Raw genomic sequence first — 26,560 nt, forward strand, 5'->3', positions numbered from 1 at the left:
AACTACGTGTCTAGTTAAAATCATATTTATCAAGATTATAACATTAACCCTTAATTTAATATCCGTATATTTTCGGGGAAATCATAATATGAAAAAGCCTAACTTAAGCATTTAATGGAAGATTTAGAGGTGAGGTTATGTTAAAATATTGTCCTGGAGCTAGAAGCTTTGTTGAACCTCAAATAATCATTGGAACATGCCCATATTGTGGAGAGGAAGTTGAATTCTTTGAGTATGAAACTGGACAGGAATGCCCAAACTGCGGCCGAACAGTACGTAGAGAAGCCTCTGAAACATGTGTCATATGGTGTAATTATGCTGAGAAATGTATCAACGACTTAGAGAGAAAAGGCCTAATTGATAATGAAAGAGCTAGAGAACTTAGAAAATTAATGAGAGAAGCAAAAATAAAGTTTAGATAACTAAAACTAAGGAAAAAATCATCTTAAATTTAATTCACTTCAGCACCACTAGTCATCCTCAACTTTCTCACTAGATCTTCAAAGCTTATTTGATTTAGTATTGACCAATCAAATTCTTCAGCTTCCCTATACTCGAGTCTAATTGCATTATAAGGGCAGGCAGCTATACATGAACCGAAACCATCACATAATCGCTCATCAATTAGTTTCGATTTACCATTAACTATTTTCAGGGCTCCCGTTAAACATGCTTTAACACAGTTTCCACATCCAGTACACTTATCTTTATCAATTGTAACTATTAATCTCTTTACTTTAGTCAATTATGACACCTCTAATAAAGGTGACCGTGAGCTTTCTTTTCAGCTTCAATCATTGAGGTATCTGTTCTCCCAAGCTTATAGGGCTCAATTTTTCCAGAAACGACTCTAACGATAAAGTACTTGGCGTTTAAATCACTTTTATCAGCATTCTTAATAGCTCTCATAGTCATCATATGAATTGCATGGCAACATGGAACTTCCATAGTGTACACCTCGACATTAGTTGCTCTTGTCTCTCTCATTACCAATGCCAATTTATTCATTATTCTATCAGGATCCTCTAGTAATGGACAACCAATAATTACAGTTTCACCCTTTTTAAATCGTGTACCCAATTCATTGTTAGATAATACTGCACAGTCAGCTGCAATGGTCAATTTATCCTTCTGCAGGAAAGGTGCTTTTGGATGAACTAGGAGTATTTTAACTGGCCATTGAACCTCCATAACAGACACCGAAGTATATTGATAGGTATTTCTATTAGAGAGTATCCCCGAAAATATAAGGGGAAATATTATGAGTGATGTATGGAATGAACCCTACCATATATCAATTGAAATAAAAAATGACAGATGTAAAGTTTTAAGAGAATTACAGAAAAGAAATATCAGTCGATTCAGAGTTGCAGACATCAGAGGAATAACAGGTGGAGTAATTAGACATCTAGTAGAATTGACCCCAGAACAAGTAGCAAAAGTTTCAAAAGGCATGCTAATAAAGCTACATGAAGGCAGAACCCCCAAGGGAAAAACCATAGCATGGATAGAAAGTGAGGGATGTGATGTCTGTAACACCATAATTTCACATGGTTCATTTCTAATAACTGGTAAAAACATACAGGACTCTACATTCATATACAATTTTATTGTGCCAAACTTTGACGCCTACTTAGGGATAATTTCAGCTATAGAGAAAAGTGGTTTAAAACCAAAAGTATTAAGAATAACTAAATTTAAACCAAAAGGGAAAATCTTAACTGAAAACCAAGACAAAGTTTTATGGCTAGCATTTAAAATGGGCTTCTTCGATTATCCTAGAAAAATAAACATAACAAAACTCGCAAAAAGACTCGGCATAAGCCCATCTACATTATCAGAAATTATTAGAAGAGGACTACGTAGAATATTAAAAAGCTATTTTGAGACAGTAAAATAACACATCACCGATAATCCTAGTAAAAACTATTACTTCTCTCCTTTACCACTTACTAGTATTAACTTATCTAAACTCCCAGATACATAACCCTCAAGCTCCATTGCGACATATAAGTATCCCAGCCCTTTAAGACGCTTGGAGATTTCATCCAATACTCTCTCGTTAAAAAGTTTTTTACGCTCATTTCTACCAACCTCTATTCTAGCAATCACTCCATGATCCCTAACCCTAACCAAGTTAACTTTAGCTACTTGCTTCACAATAAGCTCAGCCATTCCAACTCGCCTAACTGCTTCTGGAGTTATCCTCACACCATATGGAAATCTTGAAGCTAGACATGCAACAGGAGGCTTTTCAGCAGTTGGAAGACCCAACTTTCTAGAAATTGCTCTCACATCCTCCTTACTTAAACCAACTTCAGCAAGAGGACTTCTAATACCAAGCTCCTTCAAGGCTTTTATTCCAGGTCTATAACTCTTCATGTCGTCAGCATTAGTTCCATCAACAACTACTTCCAATCCATGCCCATCTGCTATTTCAAGCAATTTATTCATCAACTCCAACTTACAATAATAGCATCTATTAGGCGGATTCTCAACTAAATGCTCATTCTCCAATTCGTTAACATTAATAATTAAATGCCGAATTCCAATGAAATTAGCTATTTTTCTAGCTTCCTCTAATTCTCCAGGAGGGAGAAGAGGTGAATTAGCTGTAACAGCCAACGCTTTATCTCCTAAAACTTGCTTAGCAGCATAAGCTACAAGTGTACTGTCAACTCCACTTGAAAATGCTACTAATACACCGTTCTTATCCTTAAACCAGTCGAGGAGAGCTTGAAACTTATCCAATCTTTCACCACACAATTAATTCTCTTAACTCTGTTATAACTATAATCCATTAAGAAGCTTTAAAGTGAGAGTTAGGAAGCTGCCTTATACTCTCGACACTTTTACTAAGAAGATTATCAATATCCAGTTTAGACTCAAATTCAAGAACATCTTTAAGTTCAGCTTTAGTTACTGGCTTTGGAGGTCTAGCCCAACAACCTTTGATAGGCGTACATCCAGAAGTAACCCTCATACATGAAGCTTCATAGGTACCTATTTTTTTAGCCAGCCTAATGCTCTCCTCCTTGTTGAAGCCTATCATCGGCCTCAAAACAGGTAGTTCTGAAGCTTGGTCTATTACTCTTAAATTATGCAAGGTTTGAGAAGCTACTTGAGCTAAATTTTCACCAGTAACAATAGCTTTAGCTCCAATTCTCCTAGCAAGCTCATTCGCAACCCTGTACATCATCCTCCTACAAAGAACACAAGTATACTTTAAGGCAATTCGCCTAAAAGCCACAAGGTTATGTTCATGTTTATAAATATAGACAGGTATTTCCTCGCCAATATGCCACTTCTTCAATATTTTCATTACCTCAATAAAACGCTTTAAATCAGATTCATCTCCACCCCTTGGGAAATAGGCGAACAGTGGTACGATGCTGCAACCCCTCCTCATCATAAGCCATGCAGCCACAGGGGAGTCGATGCCTCCACTTATCAAGCAAACAACTCTACCAGCGGTTCCAAGGGGCAAACCTCCTGGACCTCTAATTTTATCAGTAAAAATGTAGCATTCATTGTCTCTAACTTCCACGAAGATGATTTTATCAGGATTATCCAGAGAAACTTTGAGCTTTGTCTCCTCCTTTACAATTGAACCCAGCTCCCTTTCTAGCTCCAAGCTTGTAAAGGTATGTGTGCCGGTTCTCCTAACCCTAACAGCAAATGACTCTGCATCTCCCAGTAGTCTAGGAGAAATCGACCTAATAAAATCTTTAAGCTCACCCAAATCAACCAGCTTAAATGGAGAAGCATAAACAACCCCAAAAATCCTACTGACCAGACTTAAAGCCTCATCTACATTTGAAGTGTTAACTATAACTCTAGACCACTTATGCCTAATCTTAAACTCGATATCCAAACCCTTAAGACCAACAGCAATATTACTCATCAATCTTCTAACAAACCTTCTCCTAACTACATCAGACTTTATAGCTATTTCACCATATGCAGCCAATACACCATCCCATTCAAACCCACCAGACATTCCAACCAAGTCTCCATAGACAACTAATAAACTTCTCTTGTCCCATTAGCTTTATTCCATGAGGAACGAATTAAATATTGCTTAAAGAGAAGTTACATTGAGAAGACTATTATTAACTCATCACCCTAAACCTTACTTCCAAACATACATTTAAACGAAGAGTTATTCTGACAATGTACATGCCCTCTTGATTAGGAGTAAAATTAATTTCGCCAACTAAAATTCTTGTAAATGGAGCAACAAATAACATGGCAGAGGATAATGGAGGATTTATATACACAATTGCATCCACTTCCTCTCCATCAGGCTTAATAATTGTATATCTATAATTTCCAGGAAAAAATGGTAAAGGTATTAGGAAGCCATTGACATAAAAGATTCTTATAGTTACAGTCTCACCAACACTATAAATCTCCCTATCTACCTCTAGCCTATAACCACATGTTAATATGATTCCTAGAAGCAATATACTTATAATAATAAGTAGCGATAAGGGTTTATGTAACTTTTTTTAACCAAGTTTCTTACCTCTGCACTAAATTTGTGGACCAATATAAACTGTTATCCAATCATAACCATAAATGTTCACTTCAGTTAGGGCTCTAACAGTTATTTTATAGTAACCATATTCTAGATTGTAAATATCCCAGTATCCAATCCAATAATTCTCTGTTGAATCATATGCCATTATTACCCAACCACTATCATAGTTTACATTGGTACTCTTCGCTTTATATTCTACAATTTGTATTCCATATTCACTGCTAGCAGATGCTTTTATTCTAACTGTAGGAGTAACTAAGGGATCTATTGTTTCACCATCTGCTGGATCTAAAATAAATACTAAAGGTTTACTGTATTTTGGATATATGTAACGAACTCCAGCTATATCACCTTCTTCAAGAGATCTCTTTTTAAGTTCACCTTGAGAACCAGCGTAGTACATAGTTTGTTCACTATTTTCATCAAGATATAAATCATCTAGACAAAGGGTATGACCAACTTCGTGAGTACCAACGTTTTGTACATCCCACTTATCAGCCTCATCAATGCCCCAAGTGTAATAATCATTGAACACTATGTCAAATTCAATTATCTCCTTAGTATTAGAAATATAGGTAATCACCGTGTAGGCAACTGGAATAGCTCCTCCTAAATCTTTCCAACAAATAACATTATTACCATCAACATCTTTTTTTGATGTTGTCCCACTGTACACGTAATCAATAATTGATAATTCATCACTTTCCCATGTCTGAAAACTGTTAATTACAGCCTGAAACTCGGTGGTTCCAGGGATATCAGCAGTTCCATCTACATTGATATAGTAAGCTACTGGAAGATTATTTATATCCCAGTGGTAGCCACTAAAAGAAAAACCCACACCACACTCTTCTGGTATTTCCTTAATATTCTCAAATGATGTTGCTTGGATTAAAGATTTAACAAGCTGAACTCTTAGAGCTTTAAGTTGACTTTTATTTTTAGCATCTCTTATTGCCTAAACGTTAATAATATCTCCAGCCCTGCATTCTATTGGCCCCCATGGATTGTAGAAAACCAGTATACTAACATTACCTACAACTCCTCCTTCATAGACGAGTATTATATGGTCAAGTTCCTAATCACTCGTGTCCTTGAAATATTTAATTACAGTTACATTGGTGAAACTGTATATCATTTTTCTATGAGTTGAATTTATCCACTTTGCGTTAATAGAATTAACGATTCCAGTGAAAATATGTGTGGATGAATCGTTTAAAACATGCTCCCAATATTCTGTTAAAGTTAAATTGTTTTTGAAAAACCTGTTAAAACGTTCTTTGCTTAAGACATTGATTGGTGAGAAAGTTATTGATATCAATAATACAACTATAAGTATAAAAGCTAATTTATCTTCTTTCTTCACTACTGAAAACCCTCCACATATTTCCTTTTTTAGATATTTAATTTTTTTCCATTTAGTTAGATGGAACTTAAAAATAGACATGCTTAATTTTTAAATTTAAACTGAATAAAATTCCATATAGAGTTAGGTAATAATTTGAAATTTGAGTGGTGAGAATGTTGATTGAAGATTTAATGGAAAAATTGATTGAAGAAGCATTGAAACTTGGAGCCTCATATGCTGATGTAAGATGTCAAGACAGTGAGAGTGAAGTAATTCTTGTAGAAAACAGAGCTCTAAAAAGTTATACCTCTAGAAAACGTAGTGGAATTGGAATTAGGGTAATAGTTGGAAAATCATTGGGTTATGCATCTACAAGCAAAATTAGTGATGAATCATTAGAGCAAACACTTAGGGAAGCAATAAAAATAGCTAGAGTATCCGGCATAGAAGTGAGAGGGTTAGGTGAAGGAAGAGCTGAAAAAGTTGAGGCAACTTCTCCTGTGAAGGTAGATCCACTGAAAATTGATTCTGACGATAAAGTATCAATTGCATTAAAGGCGAATAAGGCAGCCTTAGTTAGTGATGAAATTAAAAACATCCAGACGGCACTTGGAATCGCAAGAGATTCTAGACTTTTCATGTCGTCTTTAGGGTCTAAAGTTAAGATAGAAACCACCATTATTGGAGTTTCTCATGGAAGTGTAGCTAGAGTAAATGGAAGAATGGAAAGAGTATCTTATAGCAATTCAAAGTGTGCAGGATTCGAATTTATTGAGGAGAAAGATTGGAATAAATTTACAGCAGATATTTCAAAACTAGCATTAGAAGCAGTTAATGCTAAAACTCCTCCACCAGGCACCTACACGGTTGTTGTAGATCCAGATGTAATAGGATTAATGCTTCATGAAGCCTTTGGACATGCATCAGAAGGAGACTTGGTAGCTTCTGGAGAATCAGTGCTGCACGGCATGCTGGGTAAGAAGGTGGCCAGTGAACTTGTAACTATTATTGATGAAGGTATAGTTAAAGATGGATACTTCCACCCTTATGATGATGAAGGTGTAAAGAAGGAGAAAACAATTATAGTTGAAAATGGAATTTTGAGAAGCTATCTACATAGCATAACTTCAGCTACACTTCTCGGAGCTAAACCCACAGGTAATGGCAGAGCCCAAGACTTTGAAAACCTACCAGTAGTAAGGCAAACCAACTATTACATGGCTCCAGGAGACTATAGCTTTGAAGAACTAATTGAAGACATAGACTTCGGCATATACATTAGAGGGAAAGGTGGTGGAGGAGGACAGGTTGAAGTAGGTATGGGCACATTCACCTTCGGTGTAGGACCATCAAAGATGATTAGAAAGGGAGAATTAGCCGAAACAGTTAGAGGAGTAGTAATAAGCGGATTAATACTTGAGACATTAAAAACCATAGATGCAGTTGGAAAAGACTTGAAAATTAGAACAAGCGTTTTTGGAGGATGTGGTAAAATGGGTCAGACAGTTAGAGTTGGATTCGGCGGTCCACATGTTAGAGTTAGGAAAATGACTGTTGGAGGAAGGTGAAATTATGATTTCATGTGAAGGTATAATTGAAATGGCATTGAAGAGGGGGGCAACAGAAGCAGAGGTATACTTATGGCAAAATAGGAGTGTTAAAATTGAATTTGAAGAAGAAATAAAAAGCTTTAAAACTTCAGACTCGATAGGATTAGGATTAAGAGTAGTTATAGGCAAGAAGACAGCCATATACTCAACCACTTTAACCAGTAAAGATGAAGTTGAAAGGGCAGTTTTAAAGGCAATTAAAATAGCTAAAGCCTCCCCTGAAGACCCAGATTGGAATCATCTAAATAAAAAGTTTGATAAATCAAAGGCTGAAGGTTATTATGACGAAAAAATAGAGAAAATTGATTATGAAGAAGTTGTAGAGGCAATTAAGGTTGCTATAGGAAGAATGATAGACTATGACAAGAGAGTTAAACCTACAAGAGGCTTAGTAACCCTAGGAACTTCAAAAACACTAATAGTGAACAATTATGGGGAAAGCGGGGAGAGAAGGGAAACTGGAGTCACAGCATGGCTTAGAGCTAAAGCTGAAGAAAATGGATTAAAGGGAACTGGAACTGAACATGTAGAAGCCAGAGCATGGAATAAAATAAACCTAGAAGAACTAGCAGTCAAGGCAGCTGAAAAAGCAGTTAAATTCCTAAGGGCAAAGCCAATCGAAAGTGGTGAAATGCCAGTAATAATATCAAACAAAGTCTTCGCTAATATTCTAGGAGTAATGTTAAGCGGACCAATAACTGCAGAATGGGTTCAAAAAAGAAGGTCACCATTAGCAGACAAGATTGGCAAGGAAGTAGCAGATGAGAAAATAACAATCATAGATGATGGAATAATGAACGGTGGATGGAACACTAGACCCTTCGATGATGAAGGCTATCCAACACAGATAACACCAATAATTGAGAAGGGAATACTTAGAAACTATATTTACGACACATACACAGCCCTAAAAGACAAAGTAAACTCAACTGGAAATGCCTATAGAAGATATGGTCAACCACCAACACCAGCACCAAACAACCTAATTTTAAAACCAGGAACATCAAGCATAGAAGAAATAATTGAAGAAACAAAACGTGGACTATACATAATTGACACCATAGGTGAATGGCTATCCAATCCGGTAAGTGGAAATCTAAATGCCACAGTAACACACGCCCACCTAATCAAAAATGGAGAAATAGCAAGTCAAGTCAAAGGAATAGTAGTTTCAGGAGACTTCTACAAAATATTAAAAGAGGAAATCGAAATCATTGGAAAAGACCTTGAAAACAGTCGAAACATCTATACACCAACAGTTAAGATAGCCAAGCTAACCATTGCAGGCAAATAAATTACAGTAGCTCTCCAATCCTCTCAACAACTCTACATAAAGGCTCGATAAGGCTCTTCAAATTCCTCAAACTAATACACTCAACAAGTGAACGAGAATACTTCATAGGAACACCGATAACAGCTAATTTAGCATCAACATTTTGAACAAGAGAGTCATCATTTTCACCACCAGTAACACTGAAACTTTTGAATTCCCTTAACCATTTTTTCCTAGAAGAGATTGTTGGTTGAGGTTGTTGAATGGACATATAGGGTCTGCTGCTAATGGATTTCCCGTTAATAAATACGCTCTTGACCTACAACCTCCACAGTTCTCTCTATACCTACATGATTTACAAGGTTCTTGTAGATTATTCCTGTTTCTAAGCTTGTTTAACAATTCATTTTCTTCCCATATTTTAACTGCTTTTTCTTCTAACACATTTCCGATACTTAGCTGTAGAAAAACACAAGGCCAAACATCACCATACCATTTAACATAGAACATTCCTCTCCCAGCAATACATCCCTTAAACATTCTGCTTAATATTGGAGTTTTAGCTGATAGATATGCAAAATATTCTGGAAGCCCTACTGGCACTATAAGTGTTTTAAGTTCTTTTTGAAGTTTTGCTGTTTCTTTTATCACCCTAAAAAATTCTAATGAAGTTAAAGCTAAGTTTTCTATTAGGGAGCCTCTTCCATAAGGTTGAAACTGATATAGGAGTACAACATGTGATTCAAGTTTATCAGCCAACTCTAAAAGTTGTGAAAGTTCATGAAGATTTAATCTTGATAGAGCTATGTTTATTTGTAAATACAGATTCTCCTCTACAGTATTTTTTATTCCCTCCATTACTTTTTCCCATGTTTTAGGCATCCCACGGAACCTATCATGAAGTTCTGGCTCTATAAAGTCTAAACTTACAGCAACACCTGTAACTTCTAGTGAGGAAAGTTTTTTAGCGGTTTCCTTAGATATTAGGGTTCCATTTGTTGCTATTGTCACTTCAAAACCATTATTTTTGGCATACTTAATTATCTCATATATATCCTTTCTAAGGAGGGGTTCTCCACCCGTTAAAACCAGCATTTTAAATTCTGGTACAGTTGCAATAGAATCAATCATCCTATAAACCTGTGTTAAAGGTGGATCCACATTGATTTCACCTCCCCTAACCTCACAATGAGGACATTTTAGGTTACAACGCCCAGTCACCTCTAATACTGGGTGAGGTTCATAGCCAAAGCATCCTGCAGCCTTTGCACCAGCAGCAACCCTGAGCATCCTACCTAAAAATTTAAGCCATCTACCCTCAAATCTCCAACCAGTGGCAACCTTAAAAACTAAAGCAGTAAGACCTTGCCTTATGACAAGTTGGGGTGAGAACCTTTTTCTTGAAAAGTAGGAACCTTCTTCAACTCTAGTTTTCACATTCTATCCCTCAAAACCTTAATGGTCTTACTAATTATAAATGTTAAAAGCTGAAGACTAACTGGAACTTTGAAGTATCAAAAATTTTAAGTTGACTTGTAAAAAATTCTATGGGCTAAGGATGGCTAACTTTAAGGTTTGGGTTAGAGCTGTAAGGTTAAAGTTTTGGTTAGCAGGTATACCGCCAATAGTCCTTGGAACAGTTATTGCTTGGTATCATGCCAAAACTTTTAACCCAACCTGCTTCCTATTAACATTTTTTGGCATTATATTTGCTATGATTGGCTGTTACACATTTAACGAATACTTTGATTTTAAAAGCGGTGTAGATATGATTGTTAGAAAGGAAGATATAACTCCATTTAGTGCTGGAAGCCGTGTACTTCCTGAAGGCTTAATGAAGCCTTCCTCTATACTTAAAGTTGGTATTGTTTTTTGGATTTTTGCTTTCATAATAGGAGTTTATCTGACATTTATGAGAGGACTACCAATATTAATGCTAGCCTTAGCAGGTTTTTTCACTGGTGCATTCTACACATCTCCACCATTTAAATGGGCTTATAGAGGTTTAGGTGAATTCCTAATTGGTTTAACCTACGGGCCACTCATAACATTTGGAAGCTGTTATATTCAACTTCCAAACCCACCACTAGAAACTACACTTCTATCCTCACTAATACCCGGCTTATTCATAACTGCTGTAATATGGATAAACCAGTTTCCAGATTACCATGCCGACAAGGAAACTGGAAAAAGAAATCTTGTTGTAAGAATAGGAAGAGAAAAATCTATTAAAATATATAATTTGCTTCTCACCACACCCTACCTAGTAACAGTCTTGGGAATCATATCCAAACTTTTACCATCAACAACCCTAATCATACTTGGAACATTACCTCTAACCTATAAAAACATAGCCTCAGCAAGAAAATACTATAATAAACCTAAAGAGCTTATCCCTACAATGAAAGGAACAATATTACTCTTCATTTCAGCAACCCTCCTCCTATCAGTAGGATATATTTTAGGAGATATACCCCCAATTTAACTTAAACTTAAATAGTGAAACCTAACTTGCATTTGAAAACTCATAGTCTATTAATCTATAACAATCCTACTAACCCTATACAACCAAGCCTAATAAACCATACACTAGTAATTTAGAAGACACTTTTCAATATTCACCTGAAACCTTATCTGTTATCCTCACTTAACTACACCAAAAATAACCAACCCCTAATAAAGCTTCTAGCCTTCAATCCACCCACAACAATAGCAACACCAACCAAAACATACATGAAACATGAATACACAACATATCAACAAAATAATCATAAGAAGCAAAACACCCAAACCAACAACAGTAAAATTATCAGCAAAATGAAAAGCACTACCAAACCCTTAAACCACTCGAAACACCACCCTTAACAGCAACAGTCACACAATAAAGATCAAAACCACCAACACTAAACTCAAACCAAGAGCAACAAAACCATAACCACCCAAAAATCCAAAAATAAATAACAAAACACACCAACAACCAAGACGCGAAGAACATAAATACAAAAAACACAACAAAAATAAATAGACCACCAGAAGAAAGCCGGGGTAGCTCAGCCTGGGAGAGCGTCCGGCTGAAGACCGGATTGCCGCGGGTTCAAGTCCCGCCCCCGGCATCATTTTGTGGGATAGTATTATGGAAGTAACTATTTAATGGGGGAGTAGAAAATTTTGGGCGATTTAAATTTGATAGTTTCTTATCTGGTTTTGTCATAATGATATTTTTGCTTCTAGTGTTTACAGTTTACAGTAAAAAATATAGCATGGATTTAGTAATTGTTGTTCGGTGTGATGTTTTATGGTTTCTAAAGCTATTGTGAAAAGAAAAATGCCTATCACAGCTATCCATATTGATGAGATTGAACCAATTTTAAGAAGGCTTGGATTATATGAAGTGATTGCTAAGAGAAAGGCTAAGTGTTATTTTTGTGGTGGAGAAATCTCTATGGACAATCTTGGTGGTTTAATGGAAATTGATGGTGAAATTAGAATAATATGCAGTAGTCCAATATGCTTACTTAAAGCAGCTAAGATGAGTGCTGAGAGATTTGAACACTAATACAGCTCTCTTCATTTTCCTAGCCTTTACATTTCAGAAGCTTGAAGAAATATATGAAATATGGAAAAATTTTTGGTCTTATGTTGGTCCCATATTGATGGTAATCTTGCTTACCTTGATAATGTATATTCGCGCTCCAGAGAAATTTGAAAAAATAGCAATTCACATCTCTTGGTTACTATCTCGCATTAGCAGAGCTTATGAAAAGAGAGCTATAAGTAAGGAAGTAAAGTATATAGTCTTCACAAGATTTGTTAAAAATTTTGAGTTAAGCGAAGTTCCTGAGATAGCTATTGAATGGAGTGATGAAGAGAAAGTTATCTACGATATTAAGAAAGGTAAATTGATAATAATATTGAGAGGAAAGCATGACCGCTATGAAAATTTAGCAAGAGCGTTAATTGCATGCATTCCCGATTTATTGGCACCAGAGATGAAGGCAGTTTATGCAAAGGAGATCCTCGACTTACTATCAGCACACATAGCTAGAAACATAGCTAGTGAATATCCAACGGTAGTTACTTCAATAAATAAAGTAATTCGATTTTACTCTGAAAGAGATAATTTTAAGAAATTGGCTGAAGCTCTCATTGACATAGATGACCAGTCATTGCTTTCTAGAGTATTAGTCCCAGAATTAATTAGAATAGCCAAAATCCGTTATCCACAACGTGATCCAAGTATTGATAATGAGATAGAAGAATTAATTAAATTACTGTGTAACCTCGCTAGAGGAGAGAAAGTTGAACAACCAGTAGTTTATGGTAAGTATATTAGGGTAGCATTCATTCTTGTGGCTAGGCCTGAGAAAATAAATGCATTCTTAGAACCCCACATCAAGTTTGCAAAGCATATACTTAGTCGCTATAGCGTCATTGAAAGAATATATGTTTTAGCTGCAGGTGGAAATGTTGCAGCAGGAATTACATGTGCTAATCGTTTAGTCTATGAACTGAGAAGTAGTATGAAACTAAGAGTGACATGCAAACACTACGTATATGAAGGAAAATATAGAGATGTACCTAAAATGAAGCTCTATGTTGGAAGATTATCTATAATTACATCTTAAAATTATCTATTAATATAAGTTTATGAATTGCATTAGCTTAGCACTCTATATCATAGGCAGTCCAAGTATGGTATGGAGTTGCTCTCTATTAGGTTTTCTTAATCTACTTATAGCCACAAGTAAAGCTAGCCCTTGGAAGAGAAGTAAGGGTAAGGATAAGATCATAATAGTTTATATAAGGAGTTTTCTTAATTTTAATGAAAATTATATTAGTTCACGATTGGTTGAGAAGTATTAGTGTTAGAGGTACTATTATATTACATGCCTGATTTATTTACTTACTGAGGAATTTATAGTGCATATAGAAGTTTGAAATTATACATATACCTCGATAGAATTTAATGAATTTAATTATAGTATAATTTCGAGTTAAATTTAAAATTTCATATATAAATCAGATATTTTGGGGATTGTTTGACGAGTAAGGTCGAAATTGAAGTTACAAAAATTTTAGATAATATTGATTTTACATTGAGAAATCGTTTTAATGAAATAAGAAGACAACATTTTAATCCAAATACTAAAGGTTATGAATATGAGAAAATTGTTGCAAAATTTTTTGAGGAATATCTTGGAGGTATACTTGATTTTCATGTCCGTGCTGCTTTAATCGATAGTGATTTAAAAGCTCTTGAAGTTTTTAGTTATGGCGAAAATGAATTTGATGTAATTGCTACCTACAAGTCTGCTTCACCTAGAATAGTTCTAAAAGTTGGTGATGTCAAATACATACCTTTTGATAGCGTAGCATTATTAATAGAAGTTAAGCAGACTTTAAATAAAAACAATTTAATTAATGACCTCGAAAAATTTCAAAAGCTAAATCTATTTAAATATGCTAAACGTTTTGGTTGGACTGGCGACTTTTCTGTTAACCGACCATTAAAGACACTTTTTTACTATGAAAGTAAAATAAATTCAGAATTGTTATTCGAATTACTTAGCGAGAGAATGGATTCATGGGATTTACTGTTAATATTTTCTGAAGATCTTCTAATTTCAAATCCTTTGTTACCTATAATAAAACACTTAACGGCTAATGAAGATAAAATAGTTATTTCTAAGCCTTATTCAATTCTTTATTTTATGATATTTTCACAAGTTTCATTAATTTTTTCTCCAATTGTGAGTACTTTACAAGTTTTCCTAAAAATGCTTAATATTGCAAAAGGTGGCTGTAAAGAAGAGAATAGATGAAGTAGAAGAGAAATACACTTCAATTGGAGAAATTACATCGGTCAATAATGGAATAGAAATATCTGAAATTAAAAAATCTCGTATCTACTTAAGACAGATGAATATTAAAGTTCATATGAACAATCCCTTTGCCACAAGAGGCTCTTTTACTTTCCTTTTTAGCTCTTATATTCTTAATATTACCGTAAAATTCACCATTTTCCTTGTGAAATTCTAGGATCATGTAGAATGGCCCATATATAAGCAGGTCCCCGTACTATTCGATTAATTTTTCCAGGTCCATCTATTGGAACTAGTTCATAAGCTGTTTCGAAATTAGATTTATGCAATGGGTATCTTGTTCTGTTAGGGATAAGCGAATTCCCCCTTATCGTGTATGTAAAGGGTAGTCCGGTCTTTGTATAGAAAGTTTCCCCCTCATGTTTTAAAATTCTTCTCCAAACTTCTTCAAATGGAGGCTTTGACGTATCCCTTGACACCTCCATTTATGATTTCTCAATAGAATATCGAGTTACTATAAATACTGCCAGCAATCTTGAAAAGTTAGTAATGAACAGGCTGAAGAAGAAGTTGGAAATAACTCAGTATATGAGATTGTTTTCAGCAAAGTCAAAGGATAAATTAAAGAAACATTTCAAAAACTCGGCTTCAAAGAAGTGAAATTCAAATGTAAATAATAACTTAACTCCTAGCATTTGCACTTTAATAAGTTGAAAAAATGTAGTTTAATAAAAAATGAAAAACTAAGAATTGCTAAGGTATTTCAATTGTTTTTATTATTTCAAAGTCTTCTTCCCATGGGTTGTCGCCTATAAAGAAGCCAAGGAACATTGGGTCATCCCAGTCTCTAGGATCACTTGATGTGCATTCAGCAATGTAGTATTTTAACCCATTATGACTTATGTACCAATAGCTATCTCTACCATAATCATATAAATCATCTGGCGGATTGGGCAGGTGTACTGCTAATAGTGCATGATAACCGTCAGGTACTTTTCCAAGTATAATTATGGTGTCTAATCCCTTTATTTCGAGGAGTGTGGCGGCCAAGACCGCTAGGTTGTCGCAGTCTCCTGTACCTTCAATAAATGTTTCCATTGGCGATTTTGCGTAACGTGTTTCGTTATAGGGTAGTTGATGAACAAGTTGGAGTACGAAGTTCGCATATTTTTCAAGATCGCCATTAGCGCAATCCCATAAAGTATCTGCGACACTTCTCATTAGCTCATTATCAATATACTCGCTAACTAAGTTACTTACATAATCAATACGTACCTCAATAGTCATTGGTTCATGAACTATCCTTGTTCTCTCTCTGAAATACCATGGCATATTAATTGAGAGCCAGCTATACCACCTATCTCCCGTCTCATAATCATATAGCATAAAAGTTCTACAAATCATGACCTCTGAAAGTTTTCTTAGTTCCTCCATATTTTCTACCTTTACGTCTATTGAAGTTAGAATATTAACAATCTCTGAATATTTAGTGTTTATGATATTAAACATGGATTGAAGGTCATTGTATGAAGATTGAAGCTGATTATAGTCGGTTTCTAAATTATCGTAATTCATTTTTAGTTGATCATAATGCATTTTGAGAGAATTATAATCATCTTTAAGGGGAATGTACTCATTTAAAAGACTGTTATATTTAGATTCGGAACTGAAATACGCTACGCCAAAGATTATTGTAGAAATTATGAATATAATTGAGATGATAGTTGATACTTTCACTTTTATAGAAGAAGCTTCTTGAACCAAATAACACCCTCCAAATTGATTTTTCAAAGATTTCAAAAATTCATTATGAAAAAGATAACTATAAGAATTTTTACAAAATAGTTACTACTTGAGAAGTAACTTCTGATGGAAGCAAGTTAATTCTATTTATAGGGATTAAAGTGGGTAGGCATATTATATTGAAATTGAAGAATACTGAGATTACCTAATAGATTATAATGGTTAAGGAATTGTTTATTATGGTGCTTTAATTAATTCGACGAATAGCCGGTTTATAATCTTCTTGAGAGGAAGATATTCACCTACAAAAAGTACACTTAATTTTACTACTCCACTTCTACTTATTATGGGGAACCCTAGTACCTCTATTTCTTCGTCATTGTAACCCTTTTTCCTGAAGAATTAGAAAAATTCATCTTTGAGAACCTCCTCTTTGTCGATGTTTTGAAGTAGTTGTAGAATTCTTCTTTATAGATTTTCTTTCTATTATGGTGCTCGAAGACTTCTCTAATGAGATTTTTAAATTCTTTAATGCTTAGTGATTCGATTTTCCTGCTTACGTTTAGCCTTTGTTTTTAAGTTTAAGTTTTGGCAGTTTTAAGGATGTTTATATTAAGTTGCAATCTTTGAGGAAACGTATCCAATCATTTTTGGTGTATTTTAGTTCACTAATTTTTACTAGATATCTTTCTTCTCTTACGACACCTAGGTAGGGTAGGTTGACTCCTTCTTTAATTGGTTTATAGTCGGATGTTTTAAAGTATCCACAGACATGTCCAGTAAATTTTGTTTTGAACTCGCCGCATTTATATTCTGAGACTCTTTGGCGTAGGTCTTTAATGAAATTCATAAAACGACTGTCTTCTGGTGGTAGTTTTCTTTCTGCAAAATCTAGGAGACTTGTGAAACCACAGACTTCTATGAAAAATTGAAGGATTGGGTGTAATGGTTTTGAAACTTTTACATAGATTCCATAATCTCTATTTTTATCTGCTTCTGCCCAGATGCTTGATAGGCTTTGCGCTGTCTTTATGCTTATATTTTTACTTGCATTTATAATATCAGATTTGTAGCGCTCAATTTCGGTTGAGATTTCCCAATCCAATTCAATTTTTACATTAAATTTACTTTCTAGTAGTTTCTTAACCACTATTTCTCCAAGCTTTCCTACGAATTGATCCACCATTATAGCCTCAAAGGTTCTTCTTCTTTCTCTAAATCCTCTCTGAGTTATTGTTGCTCTTGTTCCACCTGAAAACATTTGATATGTCATTTCAACTGAGAAGATGAGTAATCTAACCATATCCTCTTCATCGATACTTATAACTATAGTATTTGGAAGCAATTTCTCTTTGACCCATAATAGAAGATTATCTATATTCAAATAGTTCTGTCGATCTACTATTTGAAAATCACCTGTCCTACAAGCAGACAGAATAAGTTCTGCAAAATCTTCATCAAAGAAATATTTATTTATATTTATGCTCAAATCGCTAATTATCCTATCTTTAATGATGGGAAGGTGAGGAATTAACCTATTTTTAAATCTAGTTGGACTACTTAGCAATCTCCTGGAGATTCTTAAAATCATGTTCAAAAATTTCTTCAGTAAACTTATAATTTTTTCCTCAAACTCTTCTTAAAACGATGAGATGTTCAGTCTTCATTCTACTATCTTTTAACCCAGTTGCAGGATTAATTTTTGATTCAAACATTGCACGAGAAACTATCTTATCTATAAAAGTCACCTCATGACTCCAACCAAAATTAATTAAATGTTCAATGATAATTCTATCTATAGGAATAGGTATAGCCCTTATTTTCGCAGGACCCACAAATATAAACAGATAGTCAGCCACCTTCTCCTGTAATGTTGTAAAGGCCTTAAGCATTGAAAAGAAATAGTTATCATACAACTTTAATAGATGCTTTTCATGTATCATTTCTCTAAATTTATAGTATGTTTCTGATTCAACTTTAATTTTTTCAATCTCTCTATATGGTATCTCCTTCTTGGAAAGTTCTCTTATATAATCTTCACTGTAACCAAGCCAAAACAATTCCAACTTAGTTGACCTTATATATTCCTGTGCTTGTAAGTATGGTGGCGAAGTTATTAGAACATCCACTTCCCTTTCAAGCTTTAAAGTTAATGTATCAACACCTTCCCTTACAATACAATTAACATTCTTTGGTCCCAGCCTCTGATACTCCCTAAGCTTATAAAGTAAAGTTTTAACTTCATCAGTTAACATTCTAAAAAGTAATGATTTCCAATCTCTACTCAGTAATCTCTTAACCTTCTCTTTAGCACGTTTAGATCTATACAATTTATGAATTTTCTCATCGCTATAAGAGAAATACCTTGTAATCTTTAACAGTGGAATTAAAATTAATTGCTTTTTATTTTTATCCTCTAAGCTATGCACATAACCCCAAATCTTGGATAAAAGAGAAATAAACGCCTCTGGAAACCAATAGTTCAAGTTAGACCAATTGGGAATAAATTCTTCCCCTGACTTTTTAAGTTCTTTAATTAACTCCTGAACATTAATAGAAGGCGGCGGCATCACTGCGGTGTCATGAATAACCTTCAAAATTGGATTTAAATCCCACAACTCATAATTACACCCATAAATCCTAGCAACAACACCAACAGTTCCATATCCTGCAAATGGATCAAAAACAGTCATTCCAGGTTTAGTGTACTTTTTAAGTACATATGCTATAACTTGTGGAATAAACTTTGCTGGATACCTATAAATCGCAAATGTAGCATAAGTAGTTGATGGAATCTCTTTAACCAGCTTCCTAAAAATTACAAATATTTCCTTTATTTCATTTTTCATATTAAAGCCAGGAATGAACTCCACGATACTTCGTTCCATTGTCAATCGTCCTCTTCATTCAAATTAAATTCACCCAATCTCACATATAACAATATTGTAAAAGAGAATTATAGAACTTAAGACCGTAAAGTTGCCAACTTCTCCACATACAAATCATCCAACCGAAGTACAATCCGTATTAAACCCTTAATCTTGAGGCTAAATTGTTATTTAAATGCTATATTTAAGTCTCGCATGTTTAAGGATGATTTTTATGTAGAAAGTTTAGCCACTGTGGCTAAGAAAATTGGTTTAAATGATAAGGAAGTGGTTGAAGCTATATTAGAGGCTGTTCTACTTTTCCCGTCTGAATTTAATTCAATAAATGAATCCATGAATGTTATGCCAAAAGAAATTAGTAGGAAAAATAAACTTCGTTCATTAATTAGACAGGTCTTCATTGGTGGTAAGGATCTTTTCTATGCAAATATAAAAATTATATTAAAGAAGCTTGGAGTTTATGGAGATTATACTCTTGAGGATTTACAATTAGATTTTCTTGAATTTAAGTATTTTCTAAAGTTTGATTGTTTAGGATGGGGAGAGCGATACTTAGTTGATGAGATTGCATTATGGATTGACGCTAGTGAAATTCAAATGCTGGCAGTTTATTATCCTGAAATGCATCCTAATACAAATGTTAAGTGGATATTAGAGCATATTGGAGAGATAGCCGGAAGAATTGAGGAAATTTTACTGGAGGATGAAGAAGAGTAGATTTTTGGGTGAAGCAAGTGTTGAGTGTGAAGAAAATCAAATTTACATACAAATAGATGTGGAAGATTTAGATGCATTACCGACAGTAGAGCAACTTACTAAAGCCATTATGAAAGCTATAGCTAAAACAAAGCAAGAAAGCATATAAGATTATTTAAAGGGGTAATAGAATGGTCATTTTAATTGCTAAGAATGGCAAAATAATGAAGTCAATAAGGGAAACTGGCTTCGATATGGAAAGATTTCTACAACAATACATTAAGAATAATCCCAATGAAATCATACCCTTCAGAGAAATCAACGAAAACATTAACATTGTCTATATAAAAGAAGAGTTTAAAGCAATAGACATAACTATGCATTGATGACCAAGGAAGAATATATATTATCGAAACTAAACTCTACAAAAACCCTGATAAAAGAAGAATAATTGCACAAGTTCTAGACTATGCCCTTTCACTCTGGGTTACATATGCTAGTGATATCAATGCATTCTTAAGAAATCTAGGCGCTGAAACCATACCATTTGACAAACAAACTAAAGATAATTTAGCAAGAAACATAACTAATGCAAACTTCAACTTTATAATTGTAATGGACAAGATAACAGATGAAATAAAGCGATTAATCCTATTCCTATTCCTAAATAAGTTTTCCAACTTCAACTTTTACGCCTTAGAACTACAGAGATATTTAATAGCTGAAAAGGGATATGAGATCTTTATACCCAAACTATTTGAAATAGAATCGATGGAAAAGCTAATTTCAAGACCTAAGAAGAAATGGGACTTCAAAAGCTTTTTCAAATCAACATTAAATAAGATTGGAGAGAAAAATAAAAGAGAAGTTGAGAAACTATATGAGCTATTCACTAGATATGCAGATGAAGTTAAAATGGGGCATAGGTGAAAAATCAGTAGCTTTAAGGTATATTTTAAGCATTTACATCCAAGCCGAAACCTATTCGGTGTGGATGATGAAGGAAGACTATGGATAAGCTTCGGCCATATACCTAAAGATAAATTGAGGAGTAAAATACTGAGAGAATTAGCAAATAAATTAATAAAATTAGGCTTCAAATTACCTGAAAACTATATGAATAGATTTCCATATTAAAGCATTGATATTTGGAGAAACAAATTAACCGAATTTGAAGAAATATTAAAGTGGTTAAAGAGAGAGCTAGTAGAAATTTCAAAATTGAAGAATAATCACTAGTTACTTATCATATGCTAAAGTAACTCATAGCATATTGATGTCTTCGTCTGAAATCCTCTAGCTTTAAAATAGTTATGGAATTCATCTTCATAAACTTCTCTTCTCCATAATGCTTAGAGAGCTCCTTGACGAGCTTTTAATTGTTTTGACGAGTTCGAGAAGTTGAGGCGAATGGCCAGATGGAAGCTCATATCCAAGACCAATACGAGGATATGGACAGCAATAAAGTACGGCTGCATCTTGTTAAACAAGTGGGTAGGGAAAAAGTTTTCAGGGTCAGATCCATCAATTTGAAGTGTGACAATGTTAGGGAGTTGATGGAGGAGGCCGTCGAAAAGATGATAGAATTTACCTAAATCGCTTCCCGAATCTTCTCTAAGGCTTTACGCGCCCTCTTGATTTCCCCTGTAACGTCTTGGCGTATGGTGAACACGCTTTTAAGCGAGTCCACGAGCCTGGGATCGCCGAGCATCTCCAGCATACTGTTTACCTGGACTCTAAGCTTCTCTAGATTCCCCCTCCTCAGATGCCTAACTATTTCCTCGACGTCAGCTCCTTCCATCAGCATAACTACGTCCCTTAAATCAGCCCGACTACCCGAGTGAATCTTGAGGGCTATGAGGAGCTCCCTCTTCGGAACCCTGCACCTAACCGAAAGCTCTATTCCAGACACTTCCGTCACTATCGAATGCCTCCTTATATACTCGTAGCTCCACGAGGCTCTTGTAGCCCTGCAAACCAGGCTTCCGACTAAGAGATCCGCCGTCACCGGTAGACCATCTATCCTCTTGATGTAGCTTACAAATCTGCCCCCGTAAACTTCATCAAAGCCTGCCCTTTCAACATGCCGCTCAAACCCCCTCTCCTCGAGAACTCTAGTGAAGGCATCTAAATCCTTCTCGTCAATCACCACGTCGAGGTCAACTGAGAACCTGTGTCTCCCAAGACCGCTTACAGCGTAACCGCCAACCACAACGAACTCGAGACCAGCTTCAGCTAAGCCTCTGATGGTTTTGATTACCTCATTCTCCCTATCGACGAAGAGAGCGGCCATAGCTTACCACTAAAGGTTTGTTTCAGCCTCTCTGTACTTGGCACCTAATCCTAATCCGTACATCTCATCCAATATCTCTAAGGCCGGCTCGTAGCTGTAAATGTTTCTCCTGCAGAACTCGACGGTCTCATTTAATGGTATAACCTTGAAGCCCTCAACATCCTCAAACCTGAAGCTGTCCTCAGGATACAAGACGTAGAAGGTTCCGAACAAGGTCCTCCTGACCAGCTCGCCATTCACGTGGAACCTCCTGCCCTTGGACTTAAAGAAACTCTCCCACCTCTCTAAATCACCCTTTCTGACCTTCAAGTGAATTGGGTAGAAGGCGAAGAACCGGTCCACGTTATAACCGCCCTTAGTCCAGAAGAAGACCGCGTCTGGCCCTGTGAAGGCATAATCCATCCCTGTTTCCCTAACTAACTCATACGAGTCTTTGACGTTAAACCTCAACTTCAAGTACTCCCTTGGAGAGTTAACCCTGTACTTGCCCCAGCCCACCTTTTCTAATAACCCCTTCTTGACCATGTCGTGCAAGACCTTATTCGGGCTTGGGCTCGGGAATGTAGACTTGAACTCGGCTACCGTAAACTCTCTCTTCCAGCTCCACAATACAGCCCATAAGTCATAGTATGACATTAATTATTACTATAGCGGTAATAATTTAAATACTTATCTGCACTATCGGATCGCTGCCTATAAATTTGTGTAATGCTAAAGTTAATAGTGAGCATCGAAGCCATGATCTGGCAAGCTTCTCTTTAAGCTACTTGGAAGTCGCGAGAGCTCTGCTAGAGCTGACCAATCATGGCTATCGCGACTTTACTGTAATTTTGCATGAAGAAAATGAAAGCATCTTAAAGAATATTCAGACATAACTGAAAATAGTGGCTTTACACCTTATCAAATCAATAACATATTTAATGAAAGACATATTTTAAAAAGTTCTAGTTTTATTTAATTAGTTCTATGAACGGTTTGCGTTTGATCTTTTTAGGTGGTAGTTGGTCTGCTTCTATATCTACACCCCATTTTATATTCTTGATTTCTCCTATGATGCGGGCCCATAATATGTTCACATCTTCTTCGCTAAAACCTTTAGCTTTGAAGTATTCAATGAATTCGTCTTTGTATACTTCTTTTCGTCCATAATGCTTAAAAAGTTCTTTAACAAGTTTTTTCAATTCTTTTAAGTTTATAGATTCAACCCTTTTAGTCATGATAATTCCTCAAAATTATTAGATTTAGGACTATATTTTAAATCCTCGCCCCAGATTTCTTCATATTTCTTTTTCATCCAATTCAATGGAATTCTACTGGGTATTTGTTTTATTTGATTTTTTACTTCTTCCAATTCCTTATAGCTCAACTTCCTCTGTCTATATTTTTGATAGATTTCATATTGTCTCTTCAATCTCTCTTCTTTCCATGTTTTTGGAAGCATTCCATATTCTTTTACTATAATGTCTACAGCTTCTGGCTTTGCAATATATGCACGCCATGTGACAGTAAATTTACCATTCTTACTTATCTGAATTTTCTTCGCATAAGGCCTTACAAATTTTGGTTTTATTTGCTTTTGGTATATTTTGTTAAGGAGGGCAATTTCTTCTTCTAATAACATAGGCAAATTATTCTCTATGATTTCTGCGAGCTTAGCCGCTAAAATCTTGTCTTTAATTCTATGTATCGTTTCTTTTACAGGTCCACTTCTTTCTTTTCCTAGTATTTGTTTTAGTGTTTGTTTTTGTTTTGGTGTTAGTTTGTCTGTTATGTCTATTGATCTGTCCCATGTTATTTCCATGACTACTTTTTTTCCTTTTATTCTTAGTGTGGTTGATCCTTCTTCTGTTAGTGTTGCTTGGAAGTGGTATTTGCGTAGTTTTGGGTTTGTGTATATTTGTGGTGGTAGAGTTGGGTTTGTTATTGTTTTTTGTCCTGGTTTTAGTCCTGCTTTTACTAGTATTCTTGTTGTGGTTGCGTCTATGTATGTTGTATATGCGTTTTTCTTGTAGGTTGGTGGTTTCTTGTATTTGACTCCTAGTTTTTCTAGTAGTTTTCTTAGGTGTATGTGGAGCGTTGGGTCTTTGTTTTCGTAGGTTGCTTTTGGATGTTTTTGTTTTTTGCGTTTTGATATGTTTCCTTCATTTATCATGTGGGTTATTAGTTTTGTTATGGTTGGTGATTTTAGGTTTACTGGGAATTTCCTTGTGAATGCATCTATTATTTCCAGTTGGTTTGGATTTATCTTTAACTGTTTGCAGAGTTGTAGTAGTGCTTTTACCTTTATTTTTGCTGTTGGTTTTTGTAGGATTTCCAGGTATTTTCTCGCTTGCTTCTCTGGGATTTTAAGCTTGTTTAATAGTAGGTCTTCAATGCTTTTGGCTTTCAGCTTGAATTTTAATTTTTCTAGGATTAGTTTTATTTTGCTTGACTTCACTGTTATAAATGTGTTTGGTGGTTCGTCATACCAGTGGTATAGGTTTTCCTCCAACTTTTCCTTCATGTAGGCTAGGTTTCTTCTCGTTTCTTCTTCAAGTCTCTTCTCAAGCTCCTTTAAGGTTAATACTATACCTTTCTCTCTAAATATTTTCTCTTGTAGCTTCATTAACCTCTTTATGTAAAGCCTCGAGTTTAGCTCGAAGCTATACTGTCCCAAATCCTTCACCTACTAGGTTTAGGTTTCCATCTTCATCAACTAGGATTGCCTTGAATAGATCTTCTCTGCTTACTGTGCGTTGGAGATGTCTAGGTGGGAGTTGCCAGCATCCAGTTGAAGCTAAACCTTTTCCATAGTCTATGAAGGCTCTGTGAATATGACCTATAACTATCCAGTCAGCATCAACTGAAGCCTTATATTCAAGCATTAAACTCTTAACAATGCTGAGCTTTTCAGCTGGATTTAAAGTTAACCTATGTCCATGAAGAGCAGTTAACATACTGTTATCTGGAAGCTTAATTGTCAATTCACTCTTCACTGAACGGTAGAGCTTGTAGAATTTAATTAGAGGCCCACTCTCAAAGTCATCTTCAATATAGGGTAGAGATTTATGTTTCCCCTTAAAGACAAGTTTGTCCAAAACTCTTAAAAGACCTTCCAGCTCACCATCACTACAACCACATGCCAAATGAACTGTACATTTAACTTCACCAAGCAAATTGAACAACGAGTCAAGCTGACTAGTTGATGGATCACCATACTTGAAGTCAAAAATGTCTCCAAGCAAAACCAGATGTGTAGGAGAGATTTTACGTATAAAGTTTAAGAATTCATTAAATCTAGAATCAACAGTCCATCCATGAACATCAGATATTAAGAGAACAGTCTCCCCCTCACCTACAATTAAGTCGTAGAGCTCAGCCTCATACATGAAGCCTCCATTAAGCATAGACTTCAACTGATAAAGATTATGAGTAGCCCTTAAATTTACATCCCCAACAAACTCCTTAGATTTAAGTCGTGAACAGACAGGACACCTACAATTTAAAAACCTATTTGAAACATCAATAACACCCTCATCCAAGTAAAGCCTAAAAGCCTCAGCATCAAGAAAATAGCTGAAACCACCAAAACTCAAATTTTCAACATCCATAAAAACATCATGAATAAACCTTAAAGACTCGGGTCGCAAAGCACCAATAACAAGTAAACTCTCAATCCAGCGGTCAACTTCACCAGCAATCCTATAAAGAATATTCCTAGCATATGGATCAAAATTAAATCGCATCAAATATTCAGAAGCATGTAGAGCATAGTTTTTAAAGCCCATACGCTGTAAAGCGTCTAGACTAAATTTAACTTGATTGGGAGTATTACCCTTAACTAATGCAATGACAGGCAAATCCAATCTACTAAGCCAATAAGTCAACTCCAAACCCTTAACCAAGTTAACCCGTGAATAATAATAGGGCATATCAAAGTAGACTGGAACATCCCAACCAATAACCGCATCAAAACCACCAACCAAGGCAGCATGAAAGAATAGTTCCCAAACATCCCTAGAAACAATAAGCCTATCAGGCATTATAGATGAAAGGATAACCTTGCCATCAAACCCTAGAAATCCATGAACACCAAGCCTAACAACCTCATCTAGAATTCTAGGCCTCAAAAGATCAGTAAAAGAAACAATAACAGCCTCAACACCCAACTCATCTAAAAATTTAATTAAATCTCTATCCTCTAAAGAGACAATTGGAACCAACCTAGGCAAAAAATATTTCTAGCACCACACCCTCTAACATCCATAAGCCAGTCAAGTAGAAACTCAACCTCACCTCCATTCAAATCAAAACAATAAAATTTAGACTTTGAAAAAGAACAATTATTAATAGTTTCTAATACGT

At 35.3% G+C, this 26,560-nt stretch carries 30 protein-coding genes and 1 tRNA gene; 14 read left to right on the forward strand and 17 right to left on the reverse strand.

Annotation, left to right across the window (positions count from 1 at the left end):
- Positions 1–137: 137 nt before the first annotated feature.
- A complete protein-coding gene (locus ACW8TM_RS01445) occupies positions 138–422 on the forward strand; it encodes a class I tRNA ligase family protein (RefSeq protein ID WP_491531489.1) in 285 nt (94 codons plus the stop codon).
- A 29-nt stretch (positions 423–451) separates the two neighbouring features.
- Here the strand turns inward: ACW8TM_RS01445 and ACW8TM_RS01450 are convergent, their stop codons facing one another.
- A complete protein-coding gene (locus tag ACW8TM_RS01450; protein ID WP_491531490.1) occupies positions 452–745 on the reverse strand; it encodes an ATP-binding protein in 294 nt (97 codons plus the stop codon).
- Positions 746–756: 11 nt separating this feature from the next.
- Positions 757–1,191: a hypothetical protein gene (locus tag ACW8TM_RS01455; protein ID WP_491531491.1), complete on the reverse strand. Its 435-nt coding sequence runs from the start codon at positions 1,189–1,191 to the stop codon at positions 757–759.
- A 70-nt stretch (positions 1,192–1,261) separates the two neighbouring features.
- Here ACW8TM_RS01455 and ACW8TM_RS01460 point away from each other — a divergent pair, with 70 nt between their 5' ends.
- On the forward strand, positions 1,262–1,900 hold the full coding sequence (locus ACW8TM_RS01460; RefSeq protein WP_491531492.1) for a helix-turn-helix domain-containing protein: 639 nt from the start codon (positions 1,262–1,264) through the stop codon (positions 1,898–1,900).
- Positions 1,901–1,929: 29 nt separating this feature from the next.
- Here the strand turns inward: ACW8TM_RS01460 and larE are convergent, their stop codons facing one another.
- The 4 genes from larE to ACW8TM_RS01480 form a co-directional block, all read right to left on the reverse strand.
- Complete coding sequence (gene larE, locus ACW8TM_RS01465) at positions 1,930–2,751, reverse strand: ATP-dependent sacrificial sulfur transferase LarE (RefSeq protein WP_491531493.1); 822 nt, start codon at positions 2,749–2,751, stop codon at positions 1,930–1,932.
- A 49-nt stretch (positions 2,752–2,800) separates the two neighbouring features.
- Positions 2,801–4,000: a tRNA uracil 4-sulfurtransferase ThiI gene (gene thiI, locus ACW8TM_RS01470; protein WP_491531494.1), complete on the reverse strand. Its 1,200-nt coding sequence runs from the start codon at positions 3,998–4,000 to the stop codon at positions 2,801–2,803.
- 112 nt (positions 4,001–4,112) lie between these two features.
- Positions 4,113–4,466, reverse strand: coding sequence for a hypothetical protein (locus ACW8TM_RS01475; protein WP_491531495.1), 354 nt, complete (start codon positions 4,464–4,466; stop codon positions 4,113–4,115).
- A 69-nt stretch (positions 4,467–4,535) separates the two neighbouring features.
- On the reverse strand, positions 4,536–5,384 hold the full coding sequence (locus ACW8TM_RS01480; RefSeq protein ID WP_491531496.1) for a matrixin family metalloprotease: 849 nt from the start codon (positions 5,382–5,384) through the stop codon (positions 4,536–4,538).
- 680 nt (positions 5,385–6,064) lie between these two features.
- Here ACW8TM_RS01480 and ACW8TM_RS01485 point away from each other — a divergent pair.
- Together ACW8TM_RS01485 and ACW8TM_RS01490 are read left to right on the forward strand one after the other, a co-directional pair.
- On the forward strand, positions 6,065–7,459 hold the full coding sequence (locus ACW8TM_RS01485; RefSeq protein ID WP_491531497.1) for a TldD/PmbA family protein: 1,395 nt from the start codon (positions 6,065–6,067) through the stop codon (positions 7,457–7,459).
- Between the two features lie 4 nt (positions 7,460–7,463).
- On the forward strand, positions 7,464–8,795 hold the full coding sequence (locus ACW8TM_RS01490) for a TldD/PmbA family protein (RefSeq protein ID WP_491531498.1): 1,332 nt from the start codon (positions 7,464–7,466) through the stop codon (positions 8,793–8,795).
- Position 8,796: 1 nt separating this feature from the next.
- On the opposite strand, the gene ACW8TM_RS01495 is transcribed toward ACW8TM_RS01490, so the two are convergent.
- Positions 8,797–9,045, reverse strand: a complete 249-nt coding sequence (locus ACW8TM_RS01495; protein WP_491531499.1) for a hypothetical protein — start codon at positions 9,043–9,045, stop codon at positions 8,797–8,799.
- Complete coding sequence (locus ACW8TM_RS01500) at positions 8,994–10,211, reverse strand: radical SAM/SPASM domain-containing protein (protein ID WP_491531500.1); 1,218 nt, start codon at positions 10,209–10,211, stop codon at positions 8,994–8,996. The genes ACW8TM_RS01495 and ACW8TM_RS01500 overlap by 52 nt, the downstream gene beginning before the upstream one ends.
- A gap of 121 nt (positions 10,212–10,332) precedes the next feature.
- Between ACW8TM_RS01500 and ACW8TM_RS01505 the strand changes: the two genes are divergently transcribed.
- The 5 genes from ACW8TM_RS01505 (at position 10,333) to ACW8TM_RS01525 (ending at position 14,596) form a co-directional block, all read left to right on the forward strand.
- Positions 10,333–11,259 carry a prenyltransferase gene (locus ACW8TM_RS01505; protein WP_491531501.1) on the forward strand — a complete coding sequence of 309 codons (927 nt, stop codon included), beginning with the start codon at positions 10,333–10,335 and terminating at the stop codon, positions 11,257–11,259.
- Positions 11,260–11,813: 554 nt separating this feature from the next.
- Positions 11,814–11,887 (forward strand) — tRNA-Phe (locus tag ACW8TM_RS01510).
- Positions 11,888–12,069: 182 nt separating this feature from the next.
- Entirely contained in the window at positions 12,070–12,330 is a 261-nt protein-coding gene (locus tag ACW8TM_RS01515) for a hypothetical protein (protein ID WP_491531502.1), read from the forward strand.
- Positions 12,320–13,399 (forward strand): hypothetical protein, encoded by a 1,080-nt coding sequence (locus ACW8TM_RS01520; protein WP_491531503.1) that lies wholly within the window; start codon positions 12,320–12,322, stop codon positions 13,397–13,399. The genes ACW8TM_RS01515 and ACW8TM_RS01520 overlap by 11 nt, the downstream gene beginning before the upstream one ends.
- Positions 13,400–13,813: 414 nt before the next feature.
- On the forward strand, positions 13,814–14,596 hold the full coding sequence (locus ACW8TM_RS01525; protein WP_491531504.1) for a DUF6602 domain-containing protein: 783 nt from the start codon (positions 13,814–13,816) through the stop codon (positions 14,594–14,596).
- A gap of 191 nt (positions 14,597–14,787) precedes the next feature.
- Here ACW8TM_RS01525 and ACW8TM_RS01530 read toward each other — a convergent pair whose 3' ends face one another.
- The 4 genes from ACW8TM_RS01530 to ACW8TM_RS01545 form a co-directional block, all read right to left on the reverse strand.
- A complete protein-coding gene (locus ACW8TM_RS01530) occupies positions 14,788–15,081 on the reverse strand; it encodes a hypothetical protein (RefSeq protein WP_491531505.1) in 294 nt (97 codons plus the stop codon).
- 268 nt (positions 15,082–15,349) lie between these two features.
- On the reverse strand, positions 15,350–16,360 hold the full coding sequence (locus ACW8TM_RS01535) for a hypothetical protein (protein WP_491531506.1): 1,011 nt from the start codon (positions 16,358–16,360) through the stop codon (positions 15,350–15,352).
- 586 nt (positions 16,361–16,946) lie between these two features.
- The gene (locus ACW8TM_RS01540; protein WP_491531507.1) at positions 16,947–17,906 is read right to left on the reverse strand and encodes a hypothetical protein; all 960 of its coding nucleotides are present in this window, start codon (positions 17,904–17,906) and stop codon (positions 16,947–16,949) included.
- A gap of 61 nt (positions 17,907–17,967) precedes the next feature.
- Positions 17,968–19,227 carry a DNA methyltransferase gene (locus ACW8TM_RS01545; RefSeq protein ID WP_491531588.1) on the reverse strand — a complete coding sequence of 420 codons (1,260 nt, stop codon included), beginning with the start codon at positions 19,225–19,227 and terminating at the stop codon, positions 17,968–17,970.
- Positions 19,228–19,422: 195 nt separating this feature from the next.
- On the opposite strand from ACW8TM_RS01545, the gene ACW8TM_RS01550 reads away from it, so the two are divergent.
- From ACW8TM_RS01550 to ACW8TM_RS01570, 5 genes are all read left to right on the forward strand, one after another.
- Positions 19,423–19,944: a hypothetical protein gene (locus tag ACW8TM_RS01550; RefSeq protein WP_491531508.1), complete on the forward strand. Its 522-nt coding sequence runs from the start codon at positions 19,423–19,425 to the stop codon at positions 19,942–19,944.
- The gene (locus ACW8TM_RS01555) at positions 19,931–20,092 is read left to right on the forward strand and encodes a hypothetical protein (RefSeq protein WP_491531509.1); all 162 of its coding nucleotides are present in this window, start codon (positions 19,931–19,933) and stop codon (positions 20,090–20,092) included. Before ACW8TM_RS01550 ends, ACW8TM_RS01555 begins: the two co-directional genes overlap by 14 nt.
- Positions 20,093–20,114: 22 nt before the next feature.
- Positions 20,115–20,309 (forward strand): hypothetical protein, encoded by a 195-nt coding sequence (locus ACW8TM_RS01560; protein ID WP_491531510.1) that lies wholly within the window; start codon positions 20,115–20,117, stop codon positions 20,307–20,309.
- A 229-nt stretch (positions 20,310–20,538) separates the two neighbouring features.
- Positions 20,539–20,853, forward strand: coding sequence for a hypothetical protein (locus ACW8TM_RS01565; RefSeq protein ID WP_491531511.1), 315 nt, complete (start codon positions 20,539–20,541; stop codon positions 20,851–20,853).
- A 60-nt stretch (positions 20,854–20,913) separates the two neighbouring features.
- Positions 20,914–21,060: a hypothetical protein gene (locus ACW8TM_RS01570; protein WP_491531512.1), complete on the forward strand. Its 147-nt coding sequence runs from the start codon at positions 20,914–20,916 to the stop codon at positions 21,058–21,060.
- Positions 21,061–21,514: 454 nt separating this feature from the next.
- Here ACW8TM_RS01570 and ACW8TM_RS01575 read toward each other — a convergent pair whose 3' ends face one another.
- From ACW8TM_RS01575 to ACW8TM_RS01595, 5 genes are all read right to left on the reverse strand, one after another.
- Complete coding sequence (locus ACW8TM_RS01575; protein ID WP_491531513.1) at positions 21,515–22,216, reverse strand: nucleotidyl transferase AbiEii/AbiGii toxin family protein; 702 nt, start codon at positions 22,214–22,216, stop codon at positions 21,515–21,517.
- Positions 22,217–22,225: 9 nt separating this feature from the next.
- Complete coding sequence (locus tag ACW8TM_RS01580) at positions 22,226–22,825, reverse strand: hypothetical protein (RefSeq protein WP_491531514.1); 600 nt, start codon at positions 22,823–22,825, stop codon at positions 22,226–22,228.
- Positions 22,826–23,166: 341 nt separating this feature from the next.
- Entirely contained in the window at positions 23,167–23,433 is a 267-nt protein-coding gene (locus ACW8TM_RS01585; RefSeq protein ID WP_491531515.1) for a hypothetical protein, read from the reverse strand.
- A complete protein-coding gene (locus ACW8TM_RS01590) occupies positions 23,430–24,872 on the reverse strand; it encodes a hypothetical protein (RefSeq protein ID WP_491531516.1) in 1,443 nt (480 codons plus the stop codon). Before ACW8TM_RS01590 ends, ACW8TM_RS01585 begins: the two co-directional genes overlap by 4 nt.
- Positions 24,859–26,427, reverse strand: coding sequence for a hypothetical protein (locus ACW8TM_RS01595; protein ID WP_491531517.1), 1,569 nt, complete (start codon positions 26,425–26,427; stop codon positions 24,859–24,861). Before ACW8TM_RS01595 ends, ACW8TM_RS01590 begins: the two co-directional genes overlap by 14 nt.
- Positions 26,428–26,560 lie beyond the last annotated feature (133 nt).

This window comes from Candidatus Culexmicrobium sp. (assembly GCF_058356305.1).

Excerpts from the sequence above, each read along its gene's own strand:
- ACW8TM_RS01445 (WP_491531489.1), top strand. The coding sequence starts at position 138 with ATGTTAAAATATTGTCCTGGAGCTAGAAGCTTTGTTGAACCTCAAATA.
- ACW8TM_RS01455 (WP_491531491.1), bottom strand. The coding sequence starts at position 1,191 with ATGGAGGTTCAATGGCCAGTTAAAATACTCCTAGTTCATCCAAAAGCA.
- ACW8TM_RS01460 (WP_491531492.1), top strand. The coding sequence starts at position 1,262 with ATGAGTGATGTATGGAATGAACCCTACCATATATCAATTGAAATAAAA.
- thiI (WP_491531494.1), bottom strand. The coding sequence starts at position 4,000 with ATGTCTGGTGGGTTTGAATGGGATGGTGTATTGGCTGCATATGGTGAA.
- ACW8TM_RS01485 (WP_491531497.1), top strand. The coding sequence starts at position 6,065 with ATGTTGATTGAAGATTTAATGGAAAAATTGATTGAAGAAGCATTGAAA.
- ACW8TM_RS01490 (WP_491531498.1), top strand. The coding sequence starts at position 7,464 with ATGATTTCATGTGAAGGTATAATTGAAATGGCATTGAAGAGGGGGGCA.
- ACW8TM_RS01495 (WP_491531499.1), bottom strand. The coding sequence starts at position 9,045 with ATGTCCATTCAACAACCTCAACCAACAATCTCTTCTAGGAAAAAATGG.
- ACW8TM_RS01505 (WP_491531501.1), top strand. The coding sequence starts at position 10,333 with ATGGCTAACTTTAAGGTTTGGGTTAGAGCTGTAAGGTTAAAGTTTTGG.
- ACW8TM_RS01515 (WP_491531502.1), top strand. The coding sequence starts at position 12,070 with ATGGTTTCTAAAGCTATTGTGAAAAGAAAAATGCCTATCACAGCTATC.
- ACW8TM_RS01530 (WP_491531505.1), bottom strand. The coding sequence starts at position 15,081 with ATGGAGGTGTCAAGGGATACGTCAAAGCCTCCATTTGAAGAAGTTTGG.
- ACW8TM_RS01545 (WP_491531588.1), bottom strand. The coding sequence starts at position 19,227 with ATGGAACGAAGTATCGTGGAGTTCATTCCTGGCTTTAATATGAAAAAT.
- ACW8TM_RS01550 (WP_491531508.1), top strand. The coding sequence starts at position 19,423 with ATGTTTAAGGATGATTTTTATGTAGAAAGTTTAGCCACTGTGGCTAAG.
- ACW8TM_RS01555 (WP_491531509.1), top strand. The coding sequence starts at position 19,931 with ATGAAGAAGAGTAGATTTTTGGGTGAAGCAAGTGTTGAGTGTGAAGAA.
- ACW8TM_RS01560 (WP_491531510.1), top strand. The coding sequence starts at position 20,115 with ATGGTCATTTTAATTGCTAAGAATGGCAAAATAATGAAGTCAATAAGG.
- ACW8TM_RS01565 (WP_491531511.1), top strand. The coding sequence starts at position 20,539 with ATGGACAAGATAACAGATGAAATAAAGCGATTAATCCTATTCCTATTC.
- ACW8TM_RS01575 (WP_491531513.1), bottom strand. The coding sequence starts at position 22,216 with ATGGCCGCTCTCTTCGTCGATAGGGAGAATGAGGTAATCAAAACCATC.
- ACW8TM_RS01585 (WP_491531515.1), bottom strand. The coding sequence starts at position 23,433 with ATGACTAAAAGGGTTGAATCTATAAACTTAAAAGAATTGAAAAAACTT.